This is a genomic window from Lentzea sp. NPDC092896 (assembly GCF_044754905.1).
In the GTDB taxonomy this organism is placed as follows: Bacteria; Actinomycetota; Actinomycetes; order Mycobacteriales; family Pseudonocardiaceae; genus Lentzea.
Map to the genome: position 1 here is coordinate 522,657 of NZ_JBIVPX010000003.1, position 16,358 is coordinate 539,014.

The following is a 16,358-nucleotide window of genomic DNA, read 5'->3' on the forward strand; positions in this document are numbered from 1 at the left end:
GAGGACCCCCGACAGAAAATCAGGCCGGACCGCGACGGGCCCACGTCCAGGCGTATGCCGGGTCCTCACAGGCCTCCGCGGCCTCGCCCAGTTCCAGCGGGCGGAACGTGTCCACCATGACCGCGGTCTCGTCGAAGTAGTCCAGCCCCAGCGAGGCCTCGACGGCGCCGGGCTGCGGGCCGTGCGTGCAGCCGGACGGGTGCAGCGACATCGAACCGATGCCGATGCCAGAGCCCTTGCGCGCCTCGTAGTTGCCGCCGACGTAGAACATCAGCTCGTCCGAGTCGACGTTCGCGTGGTTGTACGGCACCGGCACGGCCAGCGGGTGGTAGTCGACCTTGCGCGGGCAGAACGAGCACACGACGAAGTTCGGGCCCTCGAACGTCTGGTGCACGGGCGGCGGCTGGTGCACGCGACCGGTGATCGGCTCGAAGTCGCGGATGTTGAACGCCCACGGGTACAGGTGGCCGTCCCAGCCGACGACGTCGAACGGGTGGTTCGCGTAGGTGAACTTCGTGAGTCCCGCACGGTGCCGCACGAGCACGTCGACATCGGTGCCCTCGACGAGCAACGGCTCGGAAGGCCCGCGGATGTCCCGCTCGCAGTAGGGCGAGTGCTCCAGGAACTGGCCGGCCTTCGACAGGTACCGCTTGGGCGGCCCGATGTGCCCGGTCGCCTCCAGCACCAGCAACGACATCGGCGCCGACGGCACGACCCGGTAGGTGCACGAGGTCGGGATCACGACGTAGTCGCCGTCACCGACCTCGATCGCCCCGTAGATCGTCTCGATGACACCCGAACCGCCCTGCACGTACAGCAGCTCGTCACCGAAAGCGTTGCGGTACAACGGAGAAGGCGCGGAGGCGACGACGAAACCAATGGTCACGTCCGGGTTCGAGAACAGCTTCCGGCGGCCGGTGACGGCGTCCACGTCATCAGAAGCCCAGGTCAGGTCCGTGGTCTTGAAGTGGCGCGGCTTCAGCGGCAGGTTCGGCGCCGCATTCCCGCGCTCGTCCTTCACCGTCTCCGCGTTCACGATCGCCGTGGGCAGGTACCGGTGGTAGAGCAGCGCCGAGTCGGCCGAGAAACCCTCGACGCCCATGAGCTCTTCCGCGTAGAGCCCACCGTCCGGTTTGCGGAACTGGGTGTGGCGCTTTCGGGGGATCTCTCCCACCTGGCGGTAGTAGGCCATGAGTGCTCTCCGGGTCCTTCCAAGGCGTTCGACTATCGGACATCTTTGTTCAGTTGGCGGTACACGGCTAGCGTGTCAGCCGTGTCAAGCGCTGTCGAACTCCGTGCGCCCGGTCCGCGCGGTACTCCGCCCCTGCTCGCGAGGCTTGTGGACGATGCCGCGCTGTTCCCTCCGGGGAACGCGTCGATGCCCGACGCGGTGCGCGGTCACCTCGACGGACGCGTCGGCGAGTGGGCTGGCGTCATGGGCCTCTTCCTCTGTCCTGCCTCCCGTCTCGCCGAGCTGATCACCGAACTGATCAAGGTCAAGCCGGCCAAACCGATCGCTCTGAGTCTCGTGATCGACACCGGCCTCGGCGGCGTGCCGAAGGCCGTCTCGATCGTCGAGAGCCGAAGCGAGCTCCTGGCACTGCGCATGGTCGAGATGCCCGCACCGTCCGATGTGGACGAGGTGTGGCTCGAGCGCGTGTCCGAGTTCGTGCCCGAGGACGTCATCCGCGTCGTCGAACCCCGCCGCGGCGGTGCCGAGTGGCTCGACGGCGTCCGCCGGGTCATCGAGCACGGCAGCTGGCCCAAGCTGCGTTGTGGCGGTCTCTCCCAGGAGAACTTCCCCAGCGTCGAAGAGGTCGGCGACTTCCTGTCCGTCGTCAGCGGCGGTGGCGTCGCGTTCAAGGCGACGGCGGGCCTGCACAAGGCCGTCCGCTACACCGACGAGCAGGGCTTCACCCACCACGGCTTCCTGAACCTCCTCGTGGCCACCGCGCGCTCGCTGAGCGGCCGCGACGTCCGCGAGGCACTGGCGAGCACCGACGCCGAGGCGCTCACCGCCGAGGCCAAGGCGCTCAGCGACCAGGCGGCGCACGCCGTGCGCGGTGTGTTCGCGAGCTACGGCTCGTGCTCGCTGGCCGAACCCGTCGCCGACCTTGAGGGGCTTGGACTTCTGTGAGCTGGATCAGCGACCCGAACTTCTCCGAGGACCAGCCGTTCGGACCGCAGACCCTGCCCTACGGGGTCGTCGACGGGGGCGTGGCCGTCCGCGTCGGCGACCGGGCGTTGCTCCTGGGGAGCCTCGCGCTGGGCAAGTGCAGCGAGTACGTCCAGGGCGACTCGCTGGACCCGCTGCTGCAGGCCGGCAGGCCGGTCTGGAGCGTGCTGCGCGCCAAGCTGCGGGAGATCGTCACGGCCAGTTCCGCCCCCAAGGGCGCGGAGCTCGTCGGGATCGAGACCGCGAAGCTGCCGTTCACGGTCGGCGACTACGTGGACTTCTACTCGAGCAGGCACCACGCCGAGAACGTCGGGAAGATGTTCCGCCCCGACGGTGACGCGCTCACGCCGAACTGGACGCACCTCCCGATCGGCTACCACGGCCGCGCGGGCACGGTGTACGTCTCCGGCACGGAGATCGTCCGCCCGAACGGCCAGAAGCGCGGCAGCGAGGGCCCGAAGTTCGGCCCGTCCGAGCGCCTCGACATCGAGGCGGAGGTCGGGTTCGTCTGCGGTGGCCCGAAGGCGGCCAACGTGAGCACCAGCAGGGCCGCCGAGCACGTCTTCGGCGTCACGCTGGTCAACGACTGGTCGGCGCGTGACATCCAGGCCTGGGAGTACCAGCCGCTCGGCCCGTTCCTGGCCAAGTCGTTCGCGACGTCGATCGGCGCGTGGATCACGCCGCTGGAGGCGTTCTCAGTTGCACGCGTCCCGACGCCGCCGCTGCCGAACAAGCTGCACGACTACCTGACGTGCGACCAGCCGTGGGGCCTGGACATCACGATCACGGTGGAGCTGAACGACACCATCGTCGCGCGGCCTCCGTTCCGGGAGATGTCGTGGTCATTTGTGCAACAGCTGGCGCACATGACGGTGAACGGGGCTACGGTGCGCCCAGGTGATCTGTTCGCCTCTGGCACGGTCTCCGGACCGGAGAAGGACGAGCGCGGCTCGTTCCTCGAACTGAGCTGGGGCGGCAAGGAACCGTTCAAGCTCGACGACGGCTCCACGAGGTCCTTCCTGGAGGACGGCGACACGGTCAAGCTGACCGCCACCGCTCCCGGTGAGGGCGGCTCCGTGGTCGGTCTCGCCGAGGTGGTGGGAACAGTTCGGAGTGCGTGATGGTCGGAGCGACGAAGGAGAGCTCGCTGACCCTGGAAAGGGGTCTGGCGCTGCTCCAGGCGGTCGCTGAGGCGGAGTCCGAGGCACCGTCGATCTCGGAGCTCGCCACGGCCATCGGCGCGTCCAGGGCCGCGGTGTACCGGCTTCTCGTGCCACTGCAGGCGCGCGGTCTCGTGCGCAGGGAGGGCTCGAAGGTCCGGCTCGGCCTCGGCGTGCTGCGCCTCGCCTCCAACGTCCTCCCCCAGCTGCGCATGGCGGCCAACCCGGCGCTGCGCGAGCTCGCCGAGAAGGTCGGCGCCACCGCGCACCTCACCGTCGCGGACGGCACCGAGGCCCAGGCCGTCGCTGTCGTCGAACCGTCGTGGACCGCTTTCCACGTGGCGTACCGGGTGGGTTCCCGCCACCCGGTGCACCGCGGGGCGGCCGGCCGGGCGATCTCCACGCCCGGCGAGATCTGGGTCGTCTCCGCGGGTGAGCTGCAGCCGAACGCTTTCGGCGTCGCGGCCCCTGTGCGCGGGGTGCCCGGCCTCAGGGCGTCCGTCGGCGTGGTGGCACTGGAAAAGCTCGACGCGGACGTGGTCGGTCCTCACGTCGTGCGGGCGGCCGAAGAAGTGGCGGCAGCGCTCAAATGACCGAAGAGCGGCTACGGCGCTGGCGGTTGCTCCTGGGCCCCAGCGCGGAGGACGTGTCCGAGCTCGGCGAGGACGACCAACGGCGTGATGGCGCGCTCACGGGCCTCTACGGCGGTGGCGGCGACAGGGGCGCGGGCCTCGGCGCCAGCTCACCGCAGCTGCACCGCTGGCTCGGCGACGTCCGCAAGTACTTCCCCACCTCCGTCGTGCAGGTGATGCAACGGGACGCGGTCGAGAAGCTGGGTCTCAAGCAGTTGCTGCTCGAACCCGAACTGCTCCAGGCGGTCGAGCCGGACGTGAACCTCGTCAGCACCCTGCTGCAGCTCTCCCGGGCCATCCCCGCCCGCACCCGCGACACCGCGAAAGCCGTGGTGCGCAAGGTGGTCGAGGACATCGAGAAGCGCCTGCAGGACCGGCTGATCGAGGCCGTCAGGGGCGCGGTCGACCGGTCGCGGCGCACCAGAAGGCCGCAGCTGCAGGACGTCGACTGGGCGACGACGATCAAGGCGAACCTCAAGAACTACCAGCCGCAGCACAGGACCGTGATCGTCGAGGACCTGATCGGTCACCGCAGGCGCAGCCGCACCGCGGCGATGCGGGACGTGATCCTGCTCGTCGACCAGTCCGGTTCGATGGCGGAATCCCTGGTGCACGCGGCGGTTCTGGGCTCGGCGCTCGCGAGCATCCGGTCGATCTCGACGAAGCTCGTCGCCTTCGACACCGAGGTCGCCGACCTGACCGACCAGCTCAGCGACCCGGTCGACCTGCTGTTCAGCGCGCAGCTCGGCGGCGGCACGGACATCAACCGCGCGGTCGCCTACGCGCAGACCCAGGTCCGCAGGCCCACCGACACGGTGCTCGTGATCATCAGCGACCTCTACGAGGGCGGGTCGGAGACCGAGCTGCAGCGCCGGGTCCGCGAACTGGTCGCGAGCGGCGTCACGGTCGTGAACCTGCTGGCGCTCAGCGACTCCGGCACACCCGCCTACGACCACGAACTGGCCGCGAAGCTGCACGCTCTCGGCGCGCCGGCGTTCGCCTGCACGCCGGACAAGTTCCCCGAACTGCTGGCGGCCGCGCTGCGCAAGGACGACCTCACGCAGTGGGCCGAGGGCGAAGGCATCGCTACCGGTCGATGACCCGGCCACGGGTGAGGAACGCGAGGCCGCGCGTCATCACGACGACGCGTCCTCGTTCGTCCGGGCCAGCGATCCACACCCGGCCGGTGTGCCGCACCAGCACCCGCGCGCGTTCGGGAAGCTCCGGCAGCCGCAGGTTCTTCTCCGAGTCGTCGACCCGCAGGTAGGCGGACCGGCCGATGCGCCGTCCCGCCACGAAGTTCACCGACACCGGGCGCCACGGGAACTTCTCGATCAGGGCGGTCGTGCCGCGGCGCGTGAGGAAGTGCCGCAGTCCCGGCGCGGCCAGTTCGAGCACCACCGGCACGGACAGCACGGTGAGCCAGATCCAGCCGATCACGAGCACGACGCCGAGCACCGCGAGGGCGAAGAAGATGTGACCGATCGCGCGCCGGTCTGCCCGCGCGAGGCAGGTGTCACTCCACGCCGTGGTCACGTGCACGTCCATTGACATAGCCATCTAGATGATCATCGAAACACGCGGGCGGTGATGAGCTGCGGAACTCCCCTGAACGTCACAACGGTGTTCCCCGCGGCGTCCGGCGGAACGAACCACACGCGGCGATGCCGGGCGATCCGTCCACGCAGCAACGGACCCACCCTCAGAGTCAGCAACAGCGGTGGTGACCCCAGCACCACCAACCGGCCGCCCTCCCACCGGGCCTGCGCGAAGATCCACGGCTCCCCTTCCGGCAAACGCACCGGACGTCGTCGCGTGACCGTCCAGAGAACGGCCGCGGCGAAGAACAACAACACCAGCGCCACCGGTGAGGACCAGGACCACACGAGCACCAGCACGAACTGGAGCGCGAAGGCCGCACCGGCAACCACAGTCCACATCAGTGCACGGCGGCTCGCCCGGTCGACACAGTGCCGGGTCCACCGATCGTCGAGCGCCGTCACCTCGGTGGACGGCTTGTTGGGCACGACCACCCGTCCACCGTACAGGTGACGCTTCCCATGACGCGCCAAGCTAAGTTAGGCTTGCCTAACCTTCGAGGAGGTGCAGCGGTGACCGACACCCAGACCAAGCGCCCGCCGGCGCCGCACGCCGCAGAGCGCGCCCGCACGATCGCGGCCCGGCACGGTTCTGCCGCACTGCTTCCTCAGTCCGGTTCCCGCACGAGCCCGTTGTTCCACCACGTGCACCCGTGCGGCACCACGATCCTGTTGCTGCCCGACGAACACCCGCTGGTCGGGCAGTTGTGGCAGACCCCGCGGGCCGAGGTGACGGCGATGCTCGAGATCGCCGACCAGGCGCCGGTTCCGTTGCGCGAACCAGTCCGCGGCCTGCTGTGGCTCACCGGCTGGGTCGCCGCACTGGACGACGAGGAGGCTCGCGACGAGATCCTCGCGGTCGCCGACGTGCGTCCGGACCACCGGCTGCTCGATGCGGGTCACGGCGCCTCGGTGCTGCGGCTCACACCCGCGTCGATGGTGATCGCGGACGCCGAGGGCACGTCGTCGATCAGGCCGGAGCAGTTCGCGAGCGCGGCACCGGACCCGTTCTGCGGCAACGAGGACCACTGGCTGCGGCACCTGGAGGCCGCGCACAGCGATGTCGTCGACCAACTCTCCCGCCACCTGCCGGAGGAGCTGCGGACCGGTCACATCCGGCCGCTCGGGCTCGACCGGTTCGGGCTGCGGCTGCGGATCGAGGCGGAGTGCGACGACCACGACGTGCGGATCGCGTTCTCCAAGCCCGTCAGCACTCCGCAGGAACTCGCCGCGGAACTGCGGCGGTTGATGGGCTGCCCCTTCCTGTCCCAGAGGTAGCGTCTGGCTGGTGACCTTGATTCCCGCCGAAGAGAAGCGCGGTTACCAGCTCGAACTGCTGATCGTCTTCAGCATGACGCTCGGGCTGTCCGGGCTGCGCAGCCTCGTGCGGCTGATCGACAGCCTGCTGCAGCCGACACCGCTCAACCAGCAGTCCGTCGCGATCAACGTCCCGCAGGCGCGCGCCGACCTGCTGGACCTCGTGGCGCAGCTGCTCGGCGTGCTACAGCTCGCCGCGTGGGGCGGCATCGGGCTGTACCTGTTGTGGCGCACCGGAATCAAGCTGCGCGTCATCGGTCTCGACGGCACCCGCAAGCTCGCGGACTCGCTGGGTGCGCTGGGACTGGCCGCGATCATCGGCATCCCCGGGCTGGGGCTCTACTTCGCCGCCTGGGCGCTCGGGCTCAACCTCGCCGTCCAGCCGTCCACTTTGGACAACCAGTGGTGGATGAGCGCGGCGCTGATCCTCGCCGCCGCCGGCAACGCGTGGGCGGAGGAGGTGCTCGTCGTCGGGTACCTGATCACGCGGCTCGAGCAGCTCGGCTGGCGGCAGTACACGGCGTTGTTCGCGGCGGCCGTGCTGCGCGGTTCGTACCACCTCTACCAGGGCTTCGGCGGGTTCGTCGGCAACGTGGTCATGGGCCTGGTGTTCGGCTTCTACTGGCAGCGCACGAAGCGGTTGTGGCCATTGGTCATCGCCCACACCATCCTCGACGTGGTCGCGTTCATCGGCTACACAATGTTGCGCGGCAAAGTGAGCTGGTTGCCGTAACGATTCCACGGTAGATTCCATAATTTACCGCCATTCGTTGCGATTTTTGGCTCGCGGACGGCGATTTGTGCTGTTCAGGGTTACGCTCGTCCGGTGACTGCGCACACGATCGCTGAGACCGAAGCACTTCCGGACGCCGCGCCGCGCGTGGACAGCGAGGTCGGCCCATTGCGCACGGTGCTGCTGCACCGGCCGGGCAACGAGCTCAAGAGGCTCACCCCGCGCAACAACGACCAGCTGCTGTTCGACGGCGTGCCGTGGGTCGGCAGGGCCCAGGAGGAGCACGACGCCTTCGCCGCGACGCTGACCTCGAAGGGCGTCGAGGTCCTGCTGCTGGCCGACGTGCTGGTGCAGGCTTTGGAGGACAACCGCGCGCGCATCGCGGGCATCCACAGCGCCGTCAACGAGCGCCGCCTCGGCATCGACCTGGCCGACGCGCTGCGCAGCCACCTCACCTCGCTCGACGCACCGCAGCTCGCCCAGGTGCTGATGACCGGCATGACGTTCGAGGAGATGCCGGCCGCCGAGGGCGCGTCGCTGGTGCGCAAGATGCACCTGCCGATCGACTTCGCCGTCGACCCGCTGCCGAACCTGCTCTTCACCCGCGACTCGTCGGTCTGGGTCGGCGACCGCGTGGCCATCACGTCGCTCGCGCTGCCCGCCCGCGACCGCGAGACGACGCTGACCGACCTGATCTACGCCTACCACCCGCGGTTCCGCCGCACGGGCCGCGCGTACGGCGCGCACTCGGCGCCGTTGGAAGGTGGCGACGTGCTGCTGCTCGCGCCGGGTGTGATCGCCATCGGCGTCGGCGAGCGCACCACCCCGGCGGGCGCGGAGTCGTTCGCCCGCTCCGCTCTCGCGGACGGCCTGGCGCACACGGTGCTGGCGGTGCCGATCGAGCAGGAACGCGCCACGATGCACCTCGACACCGTCTGCACGATGGTCGACCGCGACGCCGTGGTGATGTACCCCGCGATCCGCCACACGCTGACGGCCTACCCGTTGCGCGCCGACGGCAACGGTGGCGTGCGGGTGGACGGCCCCGTGCCGTTCCTCGAGGCGGCGGCTGAGGCGATGGGCATCGAACGGCTGCGCGTGATCGACACGGGCCTCGACATCGTCACCGCCGAGCGCGAGCAGTGGGACGACGGCAACAACACGCTTGCCGTGGCGCCTGGTCTCGTCGTGGCGTACGAGCGCAACGTCGAGACGAACGCGCGCCTGGAGGACCAGGGCGTCGAGGTGCTGCGGATCGCCGGCTCGGAGCTGGGCTCCGGCCGCGGCGGACCCCGCTGCATGTCGTGCCCGATCGACCGCGCGCCATTGGTGTGATCGTTAGGAACGCCTAACCTTTGTTTGGATCACCTTTCCAAACAAAGGTTAGCTTTTCCTGGAATGCGAAGATCTTTGTTCTCGGCTAACGTACTCCGCATGGCCTCGAACGTGAAGAAGATCCTGTCCAAGAAGTCGAAGTTCCACGAGCTGCTGCAGGCTCAGGTCGGCAACGAGTTCTCCGCTTCGCAGCAGTACATCGCACTCGCCGTGTGGTTCGACAACGAGGACCTCCCCCGCCTCGCGTCGCACTTCTACAGCCAGGCTCTCGAAGAGCGCAACCACGCGATGATGATCGTGCAGTTCCTGATGGACAACGACATCGCCATCACCATTCCCGGCGTCGAGGCACCGTTCAACGAGTTCAAGTCGCCGCGCGACCTCGTCGACCTGGCCCTGCGCCAGGAGCAGCAGGTCACCGACCAGATCGTGGGCCTCGCCAAGGCCGCCCGCGAGGAGGGCGACTACATCGGCGAGCAGTTCATGCAGTGGTTCCTGAAGGAGCAGGTCGAGGAGGTCTCCTCGATGAAGACGCTGCTCACGATCATGGACCGCGCGGACGGCAACATGTTCTACGTCGAGACTTTCCTGACCCGCGAGAGCGTGGGCGACGAGGGTGCCGACTCCGGCGCCCCGACCGCCGCGGGCGGCAAGCTCTGAGTTTTTCTTCGCACGCTTTGAGTGCCTGATCACAAAGGACCGCCTCACCTGACCGGGTGAGGCGGTCCTTTCAGTTGTTGAGACGGGCGGCCTGCCGCGTCAGGTATTCCCGCTCGGCGAGGTTCGATGCTTTCTCCGCCGCCTCGACGTAGAGTTTCGCGGCCGTCAGCGGACTTCCGTCGCGCTCGTGGAGATATGCGGCCACGGCCGAGTAGCGGGGCAGTGAATCGTCCAGTTCCGCCAACGCTTTCAGCCCGGCGCGCGGTCCGTCGGCCTCTCCCACCGCCACCGCGCGGTTGAGCCGCACGACGGGACTGTCGGTCAGCTGGAGGAGTTCGTCGTACCACTCGACGATCTGCACCCAGTCCGTCTCCTCGGCCACGGGCGCGTCCGCGTGCAGCGCCGCGATGGCCGCCTGCGCCTGGAACTCCCCCAGCCTGTCCTGCGCGAGCGCGGCCTGCAGGATCTCGACGCCCTCGGCGATCAGCGTCGTGTCCCACCTGCCGCGGTCCTGCTCGGCGAGCGGCACCAGACGGCCTTCGCTGGTCCGGGACGCGCGGCGGGCGTGGTGCAGGAGCATGAGCGCGAGCAGTCCCGCGACCTCGGGGTGGTCGATCACGGCCGCGAGCTGCCGGGTGAGCCGGATGGCCTCTGCGGCCAGGTCGACGTCGCCGGAGTAGCCCTCGTTGAAGACCAGGTACAGCACACGCAGCACGGTGGCGACGTCGCCGCGCTGGTCGAACCGCACGTCGCCGACCGTCTTCTTGGCCCGGCTGATGCGCTGGGCCATCGTGGCCTCCGGCACCAGGTAGGCCTGCGCGATCTGGCGGGTGGTCAGTCCGCCGACGGCCCTGAGCGTGAGCGCGACGGCCGAGGAAGGCGTGAGCGACGGGTGCGCGCACAGGAAGTAGAGCTGCAACGTGTCGTCGGTGTCCGACGCCGGCCCAGGCTCCGGTTCCGCGTCGATCGCGTCCTCACGCCTGCGCCGGGCCGTCGCCGCTCTCGTGGCGTCGAGGAACTTGCGCCAGGCCGCCGTGACGAGCCAGCCCTTCGGATCCCGCGGCGGATCCTCCGGCCACACCCGGACCGCCTCGACAAGCGCGTCCTGCACGGCGTCCTCGGCCGCCGCGAAGTCGGCTCCGCGGCGGACGAGGATGCCGAGCACCGCCGGCAGGAGGCTCCTGAGCAGTGCCTCGTCCACTCGTCACTCCGTGATCGTCGGCGCGTGGCCGTAGAACGGACGGATCTCCAGCCACTCGTGGATCGGCTTGCCGTCCTTGCCCGGCGCCGCCGACAGCTCGGCCGCGAGTTCGAGCGCGCGTTCGTAGCTGTCGGTGTCGATGATCATCCAGCCGGCGATGAGGTCCTTCGTCTCCGCGAACGGCCCGTCGGTGACCGGCGGCCTGCCCTCGCCGTCGTACCGGACCCAGGTGCCCTCCTGCGCGAGCGCCCGCTCGTCGACGAACTCGCCGGTGGTCCTGAGCCGGTCCGCGAAGTCGTTCATGTACTTCACGTGCGCGGTGATCTCGTCCTGCGTCCACTGGTCCATCGGCACGTCGTTCACCGCCGCAGGCGCGCCGCGGTAGTGCTTGAGCAGCAGGTACTTCGCCATCTCTGGTGTCTCCCTCGGTGCTGGTGCGACCCATCATGGTCACTTCCACCGCGGGGACGGAGCCGAAACGCGGATCTCGACATCGCCGGCTGAAGATCTTTTTTCCTAGTTGTGGCAGTCCTGGTTCTTGAGCGCGAGGTACGCCGCCCAGAGCGTCTTCTTCTCCTTGTGCACTCCGAAGACGAACGTGGCTGCCGGGTTGTTGTCGGCGTCAGCGGCCCAGGTGTAGTTCGGGCCGACTGGCCTGAGGTTGGTGTACTCGGCCTTCAGCTTCTCCTCGGTCGCCCCGATGCCGACGCCGTCCGACGTCATCTCCGGGGTGAAGGTGATGGAGGCGACGCCCAGCTTCTTGGAGATCGCCACGCTGTGATCGGTGCCGAGGATCCGGTGGCCCGTGCAGGCGCCGTCCGGAGGGCTCAGCAGATCAGGAGCGATCAGCTTGGTGTCGAGGGCCTGCTGGAGCGTCATGCCGAGTTTGAGCGGGCCGTAGCCGAACGAATCGATCACCGGCTTGGTGGGCTGTGGCGGCGGGTTGGTCACCGTCTGCGTCACGACGGTGGTGACCACCGCGGGCGGCGGCGCCGTGCTGGACGGCGCGGAACTGGACGTGGCAGCGGAAGTGGCAGTGGTGTCCGGCGTCGGCGTCGGCGTGGACGTGCACGCGGACAGGCCGAGAGCGGCGGCGATTGCGACGAGAATGACAGAGCGCTTCATTGCGATTTCCCCCCAGGAAATTTTTGCATTCGGGTGCCGTGCCCGCCCCACCCCCAGCGGGGCGGGCACGGCGGTTCTTGGTGAGACTCAGAGCAATGCCAAGGCGCAGTCGGCGTTGCTCGATCCCAGCTTGATGAGAACGACCTCGTCGGTGTCCGGGAAATGGTCGAGCTTGCCACTGCCGAGGAACGCGTAAGAGGCGTTGTCGCTGATCCTCGCCGACCAGCCCGAGCGGTATTCAGAAGCCGCCTGGTAAGCGTCCTTCACCTCGGCGAAGGTGGAGCCGACCCCGATTCCCTTGGAAGTCCTGGCGTCCAGGGGCAAAGTGATCCGGACGACGCCGTACTTCTTCGAGATCGCGACCTCGTCGTCGGCGACGCAGATGCCGTCACCGTCGCTGTCCCACGTCAGGTCGGTCAGGCCGGCCGCTCTCGCCTCGTCGAGCGTCATGCCCAGCTTGAGGGCGCCGTAGCCGGGGCGGTTGTCCACCTTCACCACGGCCTGAGGCGGGTTGGTCACCGTCGCGGTCACGACCTCCGTGACCACCGCGGGCGGCGTGGCGGACGGCAGTTCGGTGGCGGGCGCGGAATTCTGCTTCGGTGCCGGAGTGGACGTGCACGCGGCAATTCCGGAAACGGCCACCGCGACGATGAGCGCAAGCTTGACAGAGCTGTTCATTTCTATTTCCCCCATTGGTGACGAACCCCCATGCCCTTTCGGACATCCAGTAAGACGCCACCCGAGAAGCCAGGTTGCACAGTTCTGAGTCACGAAGAGATCACAGCGAATACGTCCGCAAACGGGTACGCCGAAGCCCCGCCGCACCCCCAATGAGCGGCGGGACTTCGACAAGATCGAATTGTCAGACGGCCGTGCAGTCGTTCGCATTCAGCCGCATGAACACGGTGGTCACCGTGCTTCCGTCACTCTCGAAGATGTACGACCACGCCGGTGTCGCGTTCATTGACACCACCACGTTGGAACCGCTTTGCGTGGCATTCGCATAGGCGGTCTTCACGTCGGCGACCTTCGAGCCGACACCGACGTTCTTGGGCGTCTTGGCGAAGCTCGCCAGCGTGATCCGCACGATTCCCCGCGCCGGTGAGACGATCACGGCGTTGCTGTCGGGCACCGACTTCGTCGCGTACGCCTTGCACCTGTTCTCGGAGTCGGCCGGGGTGCTCGGTTCGACCAGCGAGCCGGTCGCGAGCGCGTCGGCCTCGGACATCCCCAGCGCGAGCGATCCGTACCGGCCGGGCTGTGCCTCCGGTGTGGCCGGCGGCGGCAGAGGAGGATCCGACTTCTGGTCGCTCCTGGTCCCGGTGCCGGAGGTGTCGGGGTTGCCGCCGTTGGAGTTCGGCGGCGGGTTCGTCGTCACGATCACCGTCGAGGTGAACGTGCTGACCGACGTCGGGGGCGTGGTCGTCGAGCTGGTCGGGGTGGCCGTGGTCAGGTACGCGCCGACCGTGTCGTCCTGCCTGCCCTTGCCCAGCTGGGCCAGCCCGGCCCCGGCACCGACCAGGACCGCCACGGCGAACGCCCCGGTGACGGCGGCACGGCGGCGGCGAAGGCGGGCGGCACCGCGCACCACGGTCTCGGTGGTGACGGGTGGGGAGTGCACGTCGAGCCGATCATCGCTGAAGAGCTTGCGCAGCTGATCATCCAGTTCGTCCACCGGTCACTCCTTCCTTCGCCAAGCGTGTTCGCAGGCTCGCCATGGCCTTGCTGCTCTGACTCTTCACCGTGCCGCACGAGATCCCGAGCGCGTTCGCGATCTCGGCCTCGGAGAGGTTGTCGTAGTAGCGCAGCACGACCACCGCGCGCTGCCGTGGCGGCAGGTCGCGCAGCGCCTGCCAGAGCGGTTCGTTCTCGAGCCGGCTCAGCTCGGGAGCCACGGCTCCGCTGTCGGGGAAGTCCGCCACGAGGCTCTCCCGGCGACGTCTGCGCCAGATGCTGATGTGCGTGTTCGCCATCGCCCTGCGGACGTACGCGAGCGGGTCGTCACCCTTGCGCTGCACGGCGGCCCAGCGCGAGCCGACCTTCTCCAGCACGGCCTGCACCAGGTCGGCCGAGTCGTGCGGATTTCCCGTCAACGCGTGCCCGTAGCGCAGGAGTCCGGGCATGGACACGCGCACGAACTCAGCGAAGTCCCCCACGGCTTCCGCTCTTTCCCCGCCGCGCTCGGCGGCTGTCCCCAGCTGCAACACCGCCGTCACGGCACACCCCCTCCCCCAAAGCAGCACACTGGCTTCGAGAGATCCACGCCTGGGCGAGTCGAACGGTTGCCAAACTAAATCACAAAACGGCAACGGCTTCCGGCAGAACGAACGAACCGTCTCGCTCACCGGGGAACTCGTGCACCTCGGTCACCGCGGCGACCGGGATCGGCCCGTAGACGTGCGGGAACCACAGCGGTGAGTCCGCCACCGCCTCCCACCGGACGGGCACGCCCAGCAGCTTCGGGTCGACGACGAGCAGCAGCAGCCCGCTCTGCCCGTGGAAGAACTTCCCGGCCGTCACGTGCACGACGCCCCGGTCCGAGCAGTGCACGAACTCCTCACCCTCGGCGGGCGGGATCGACCCGGCCGACTGAGCAGCAGCCCAGCCGGCCGTCGTGATGATGTGCAGCAGCACTTATCCACAGCTCCCTGTGCACAACCATGTGGACAACCCGGTGGACTACCGCAGGGTGATCTGGCGGCCACGCAGGCCGTCACGGGCGCGGCGCTCGGCGTCGCTCAGCGGCTCGTCGACGGCCAGCGCCTCCAGCAAGCGCTTGCCCAGCGCCTCGGCCGGCTCGGCCCACTCGCGGGCGTGCATCTCGCGGTCGAGGTCCCAGACCGGCACGAGCAGGCCGTGCGCGCGGAACGAACCGGCGTAGCGCGAGCCCTCGCCGAGGTCGAGCTCACCGCGGGCGGCCAGCCGGGCCATCGCGGGCAGCAACTTCTCCTCGGGCTCCGGGCGGACCCAGCGCAGGTGCGCCTTGTCGCCCGCGTCGACCCAGTAGGCGGCCTTCACGCCGGGGGCGTCGAGGCGCTCGGTCGGCAGGATCGCCGCGTTCGCCCGCTCCAGCGACAGCGCGACGTCGCCCGTCGGCTCGGTGCCCTCGGGCATCCACCACACGAAGTCGGTGTGCAGCACCGGCGTGATGTCGGCGTCCGCGTCGAGCAGGTCCTGCAGACGGCCGGGGTCGTCGCCGTTGTCCGGGCCGACGACCGGCAGCACGTCACCGGTCTTCGCCTGCTGCGCCCACTGCAGCGCCCGCGCCAGGTCGCGGCTGATGTCGCCGGAGCGCGTCTGCACCTGCAGGCCCACGAACGGCACGTCGTCGCCGCGGATCAGGCCGGCGGCGGCCATCGGCAGCACGGTCGCGAGGGTGACCTCGCGGCCGTCCTTGGTCGGCAGCTTCACGATCGCCGACGGCACGAACTCGCGCAGCGCGATCAGCTCGCACTCGGCGGCGAGACCCTCGAACGGGCGGGACACGATGACGTCCGTCGCTCCGCCGGGCGCGCCGTGGCAGGCCTTGTAGCGCTTGCCGGACCCGCACGGGCAGGGCTGCTTCGGGTTGATCCCGTCCTTCGGTGCGTCCTTGACCGCGGTCCGCTTGGCCACCTTGGCCCTCCTCGTGCTCAGGCTTGTCTAGGTCGCCAAATTAGCCGTCAGCAGGCGGCGGGTGTTCGCCGGGGCATTGGTCGCGAGGTAGCGGACCCCCAGGTCACGGCACAGCGCGACGTCCTCGGCGTTGTCCACCGTCCACACGTACGTCTCGTGACCGGCGCGCCTCGCCCGATCAACGTAGCCGGGGTCGTTGCGCAGCAGGTGCAGACCGGGCCCGGTGTAGTCGGCGAACGACGGCAGCGAGCCGCCGCGGTAGCGGCCGAGGCGGTCGAGCAGCAGCACCGTGCGGATGTCCGGCGCGTGCTCGCGGAACGCCTTCACCGCGGTCGGCGAGAACGACATCATGACGATCTGGGCGCCGAGTCCGTGCTTCTTCAACGCCTCGGCGAGCTTGCGCTCGACCTCGTTGCGGTACCGGACCGGGTGCTTGGTCTCGACGAAGAGCTGCACGTTCTTGCCCTTGACCAGCTCCAGCAGGTCGTCCAGCACCAACAGCCCGGCCGGCTGACGGTGGCGGTGCCAGCTGCCGTAGTCGAACTTCCTCAGTTCTTCGAGCGAGAGCGCGCTGACCGTGCCACGGCCATTCGACGTGCGGGTGAGCGTGCGGTCGTGCACGCACACGATCTCGCCGTCCTTCGACAGGCGGATGTCGCACTCGAGGCCGTCCGCACCCTCTTTGAGCGCGAGCTCGTAGGCGCCGATGGTGTGCTCGGGACGGTCGGTGGACGCGCCACGGTGCGCGACGATCGCTGGCTGCTGCACAAGACCAGACGATAGTTCCTGCGCAACAATTTGAGTCA

The 16,358-nt window shown here is 68.9% G+C and carries 20 protein-coding genes; 8 read left to right on the plus strand and 12 right to left on the minus strand.

Features of this window, described 5'->3' with window-relative positions; genetic code table 11:
• Positions 1–19: 19 nt before the first annotated feature.
• A complete protein-coding gene (locus ACIQF0_RS18235; protein ID WP_401030730.1) occupies positions 20–1,192 on the minus strand; it encodes a homogentisate 1,2-dioxygenase in 1,173 nt (390 codons plus the stop codon).
• Positions 1,193–1,273: 81 nt separating this feature from the next.
• On the opposite strand from ACIQF0_RS18235, the gene ACIQF0_RS18240 reads away from it, so the two are divergent.
• Genes ACIQF0_RS18240 through ACIQF0_RS18255 form a run of 4 tightly spaced genes read left to right on the plus strand, consistent with a single transcriptional unit; the run spans position 1,274 to position 5,068 of the window.
• Positions 1,274–2,137 (plus strand): hypothetical protein, encoded by an 864-nt coding sequence (locus ACIQF0_RS18240; RefSeq protein ID WP_360047158.1) that lies wholly within the window; start codon positions 1,274–1,276, stop codon positions 2,135–2,137.
• On the plus strand, positions 2,134–3,297 hold the full coding sequence (locus ACIQF0_RS18245; protein ID WP_401030731.1) for a fumarylacetoacetate hydrolase family protein: 1,164 nt from the start codon (positions 2,134–2,136) through the stop codon (positions 3,295–3,297). The genes ACIQF0_RS18240 and ACIQF0_RS18245 overlap by 4 nt, the downstream gene beginning before the upstream one ends.
• A complete protein-coding gene (locus ACIQF0_RS18250; protein WP_360047156.1) occupies positions 3,297–3,929 on the plus strand; it encodes a helix-turn-helix domain-containing protein in 633 nt (210 codons plus the stop codon). The genes ACIQF0_RS18245 and ACIQF0_RS18250 overlap by 1 nt, the downstream gene beginning before the upstream one ends.
• Positions 3,926–5,068, plus strand: coding sequence for a VWA domain-containing protein (locus tag ACIQF0_RS18255; RefSeq protein WP_401030733.1), 1,143 nt, complete (start codon positions 3,926–3,928; stop codon positions 5,066–5,068). The genes ACIQF0_RS18250 and ACIQF0_RS18255 overlap by 4 nt, the downstream gene beginning before the upstream one ends.
• Here the strand turns inward: ACIQF0_RS18255 and ACIQF0_RS18260 are convergent.
• Positions 5,055–5,528, minus strand: coding sequence for a hypothetical protein (locus tag ACIQF0_RS18260; protein WP_401030735.1), 474 nt, complete (start codon positions 5,526–5,528; stop codon positions 5,055–5,057). The genes ACIQF0_RS18255 and ACIQF0_RS18260 overlap by 14 nt on opposite strands.
• Positions 5,529–5,536: 8 nt before the next feature.
• Positions 5,537–6,001, minus strand: a complete 465-nt coding sequence (locus ACIQF0_RS18265; protein WP_360047153.1) for a hypothetical protein — start codon at positions 5,999–6,001, stop codon at positions 5,537–5,539.
• A 78-nt stretch (positions 6,002–6,079) separates the two neighbouring features.
• Between ACIQF0_RS18265 and ACIQF0_RS18270 the strand changes: the two genes are divergently transcribed.
• The 4 genes from ACIQF0_RS18270 to ACIQF0_RS18285 all read left to right on the plus strand — a co-directional run bounded on the left by ACIQF0_RS18270 (position 6,080) and on the right by ACIQF0_RS18285 (position 9,611).
• Complete coding sequence (locus ACIQF0_RS18270; protein ID WP_401030737.1) at positions 6,080–6,844, plus strand: DUF2470 domain-containing protein; 765 nt, start codon at positions 6,080–6,082, stop codon at positions 6,842–6,844.
• Positions 6,845–6,917: 73 nt separating this feature from the next.
• Entirely contained in the window at positions 6,918–7,616 is a 699-nt protein-coding gene (locus ACIQF0_RS18275; protein ID WP_360047198.1) for a CPBP family intramembrane glutamic endopeptidase, read from the plus strand.
• Between the two features lie 147 nt (positions 7,617–7,763).
• On the plus strand, positions 7,764–8,951 hold the full coding sequence (locus ACIQF0_RS18280) for an arginine deiminase (protein WP_401031458.1): 1,188 nt from the start codon (positions 7,764–7,766) through the stop codon (positions 8,949–8,951).
• A 99-nt stretch (positions 8,952–9,050) separates the two neighbouring features.
• The gene (locus ACIQF0_RS18285; RefSeq protein WP_360047151.1) at positions 9,051–9,611 is read left to right on the plus strand and encodes a ferritin; all 561 of its coding nucleotides are present in this window, start codon (positions 9,051–9,053) and stop codon (positions 9,609–9,611) included.
• 70 nt (positions 9,612–9,681) lie between these two features.
• Here ACIQF0_RS18285 and ACIQF0_RS18290 read toward each other — a convergent pair whose 3' ends face one another.
• The 9 genes from ACIQF0_RS18290 to ACIQF0_RS18330 form a co-directional block, all read right to left on the minus strand.
• The gene (locus ACIQF0_RS18290; protein WP_401030739.1) at positions 9,682–10,812 is read right to left on the minus strand and encodes an RNA polymerase sigma factor; all 1,131 of its coding nucleotides are present in this window, start codon (positions 10,810–10,812) and stop codon (positions 9,682–9,684) included.
• A 3-nt stretch (positions 10,813–10,815) separates the two neighbouring features.
• Positions 10,816–11,223 (minus strand): YciI family protein, encoded by a 408-nt coding sequence (locus ACIQF0_RS18295; RefSeq protein WP_093594853.1) that lies wholly within the window; start codon positions 11,221–11,223, stop codon positions 10,816–10,818.
• A gap of 105 nt (positions 11,224–11,328) precedes the next feature.
• On the minus strand, positions 11,329–11,937 hold the full coding sequence (locus ACIQF0_RS18300; protein WP_401030741.1) for a hypothetical protein: 609 nt from the start codon (positions 11,935–11,937) through the stop codon (positions 11,329–11,331).
• Positions 11,938–12,024: 87 nt separating this feature from the next.
• The gene (locus tag ACIQF0_RS18305; protein WP_401030743.1) at positions 12,025–12,615 is read right to left on the minus strand and encodes a hypothetical protein; all 591 of its coding nucleotides are present in this window, start codon (positions 12,613–12,615) and stop codon (positions 12,025–12,027) included.
• A gap of 184 nt (positions 12,616–12,799) precedes the next feature.
• On the minus strand, positions 12,800–13,612 hold the full coding sequence (locus ACIQF0_RS18310; protein WP_401030745.1) for a hypothetical protein: 813 nt from the start codon (positions 13,610–13,612) through the stop codon (positions 12,800–12,802).
• Complete coding sequence (locus ACIQF0_RS18315) at positions 13,596–14,144, minus strand: SigE family RNA polymerase sigma factor (RefSeq protein WP_401031461.1); 549 nt, start codon at positions 14,142–14,144, stop codon at positions 13,596–13,598. The genes ACIQF0_RS18310 and ACIQF0_RS18315 overlap by 17 nt, the downstream gene beginning before the upstream one ends.
• An 88-nt stretch (positions 14,145–14,232) precedes the next feature.
• On the minus strand, positions 14,233–14,571 hold the full coding sequence (locus ACIQF0_RS18320) for a DUF952 domain-containing protein (RefSeq protein WP_401030747.1): 339 nt from the start codon (positions 14,569–14,571) through the stop codon (positions 14,233–14,235).
• A gap of 45 nt (positions 14,572–14,616) precedes the next feature.
• Positions 14,617–15,552 carry a DUF5926 family protein gene (locus ACIQF0_RS18325; protein ID WP_401030749.1) on the minus strand — a complete coding sequence of 312 codons (936 nt, stop codon included), beginning with the start codon at positions 15,550–15,552 and terminating at the stop codon, positions 14,617–14,619.
• Positions 15,553–15,579: 27 nt separating this feature from the next.
• The gene (locus tag ACIQF0_RS18330; RefSeq protein WP_401030751.1) at positions 15,580–16,320 is read right to left on the minus strand and encodes a glycerophosphodiester phosphodiesterase; all 741 of its coding nucleotides are present in this window, start codon (positions 16,318–16,320) and stop codon (positions 15,580–15,582) included.
• Between the last annotated feature and the right edge of the window lie 38 nt (positions 16,321–16,358).

Excerpts from the sequence above, each read along its gene's own strand:
- ACIQF0_RS18235 (WP_401030730.1), bottom strand. The coding sequence starts at position 1,192 with ATGGCCTACTACCGCCAGGTGGGAGAGATCCCCCGAAAGCGCCACACC.
- ACIQF0_RS18250 (WP_360047156.1), top strand. The coding sequence starts at position 3,297 with ATGGTCGGAGCGACGAAGGAGAGCTCGCTGACCCTGGAAAGGGGTCTG.
- ACIQF0_RS18255 (WP_401030733.1), top strand. The coding sequence starts at position 3,926 with ATGACCGAAGAGCGGCTACGGCGCTGGCGGTTGCTCCTGGGCCCCAGC.
- ACIQF0_RS18260 (WP_401030735.1), bottom strand. The coding sequence starts at position 5,528 with ATGGCTATGTCAATGGACGTGCACGTGACCACGGCGTGGAGTGACACC.
- ACIQF0_RS18275 (WP_360047198.1), top strand. The coding sequence starts at position 6,918 with ATGACGCTCGGGCTGTCCGGGCTGCGCAGCCTCGTGCGGCTGATCGAC.
- ACIQF0_RS18285 (WP_360047151.1), top strand. The coding sequence starts at position 9,051 with ATGGCCTCGAACGTGAAGAAGATCCTGTCCAAGAAGTCGAAGTTCCAC.
- ACIQF0_RS18295 (WP_093594853.1), bottom strand. The coding sequence starts at position 11,223 with ATGGCGAAGTACCTGCTGCTCAAGCACTACCGCGGCGCGCCTGCGGCG.
- ACIQF0_RS18300 (WP_401030741.1), bottom strand. The coding sequence starts at position 11,937 with ATGAAGCGCTCTGTCATTCTCGTCGCAATCGCCGCCGCTCTCGGCCTG.
- ACIQF0_RS18305 (WP_401030743.1), bottom strand. The coding sequence starts at position 12,615 with ATGAACAGCTCTGTCAAGCTTGCGCTCATCGTCGCGGTGGCCGTTTCC.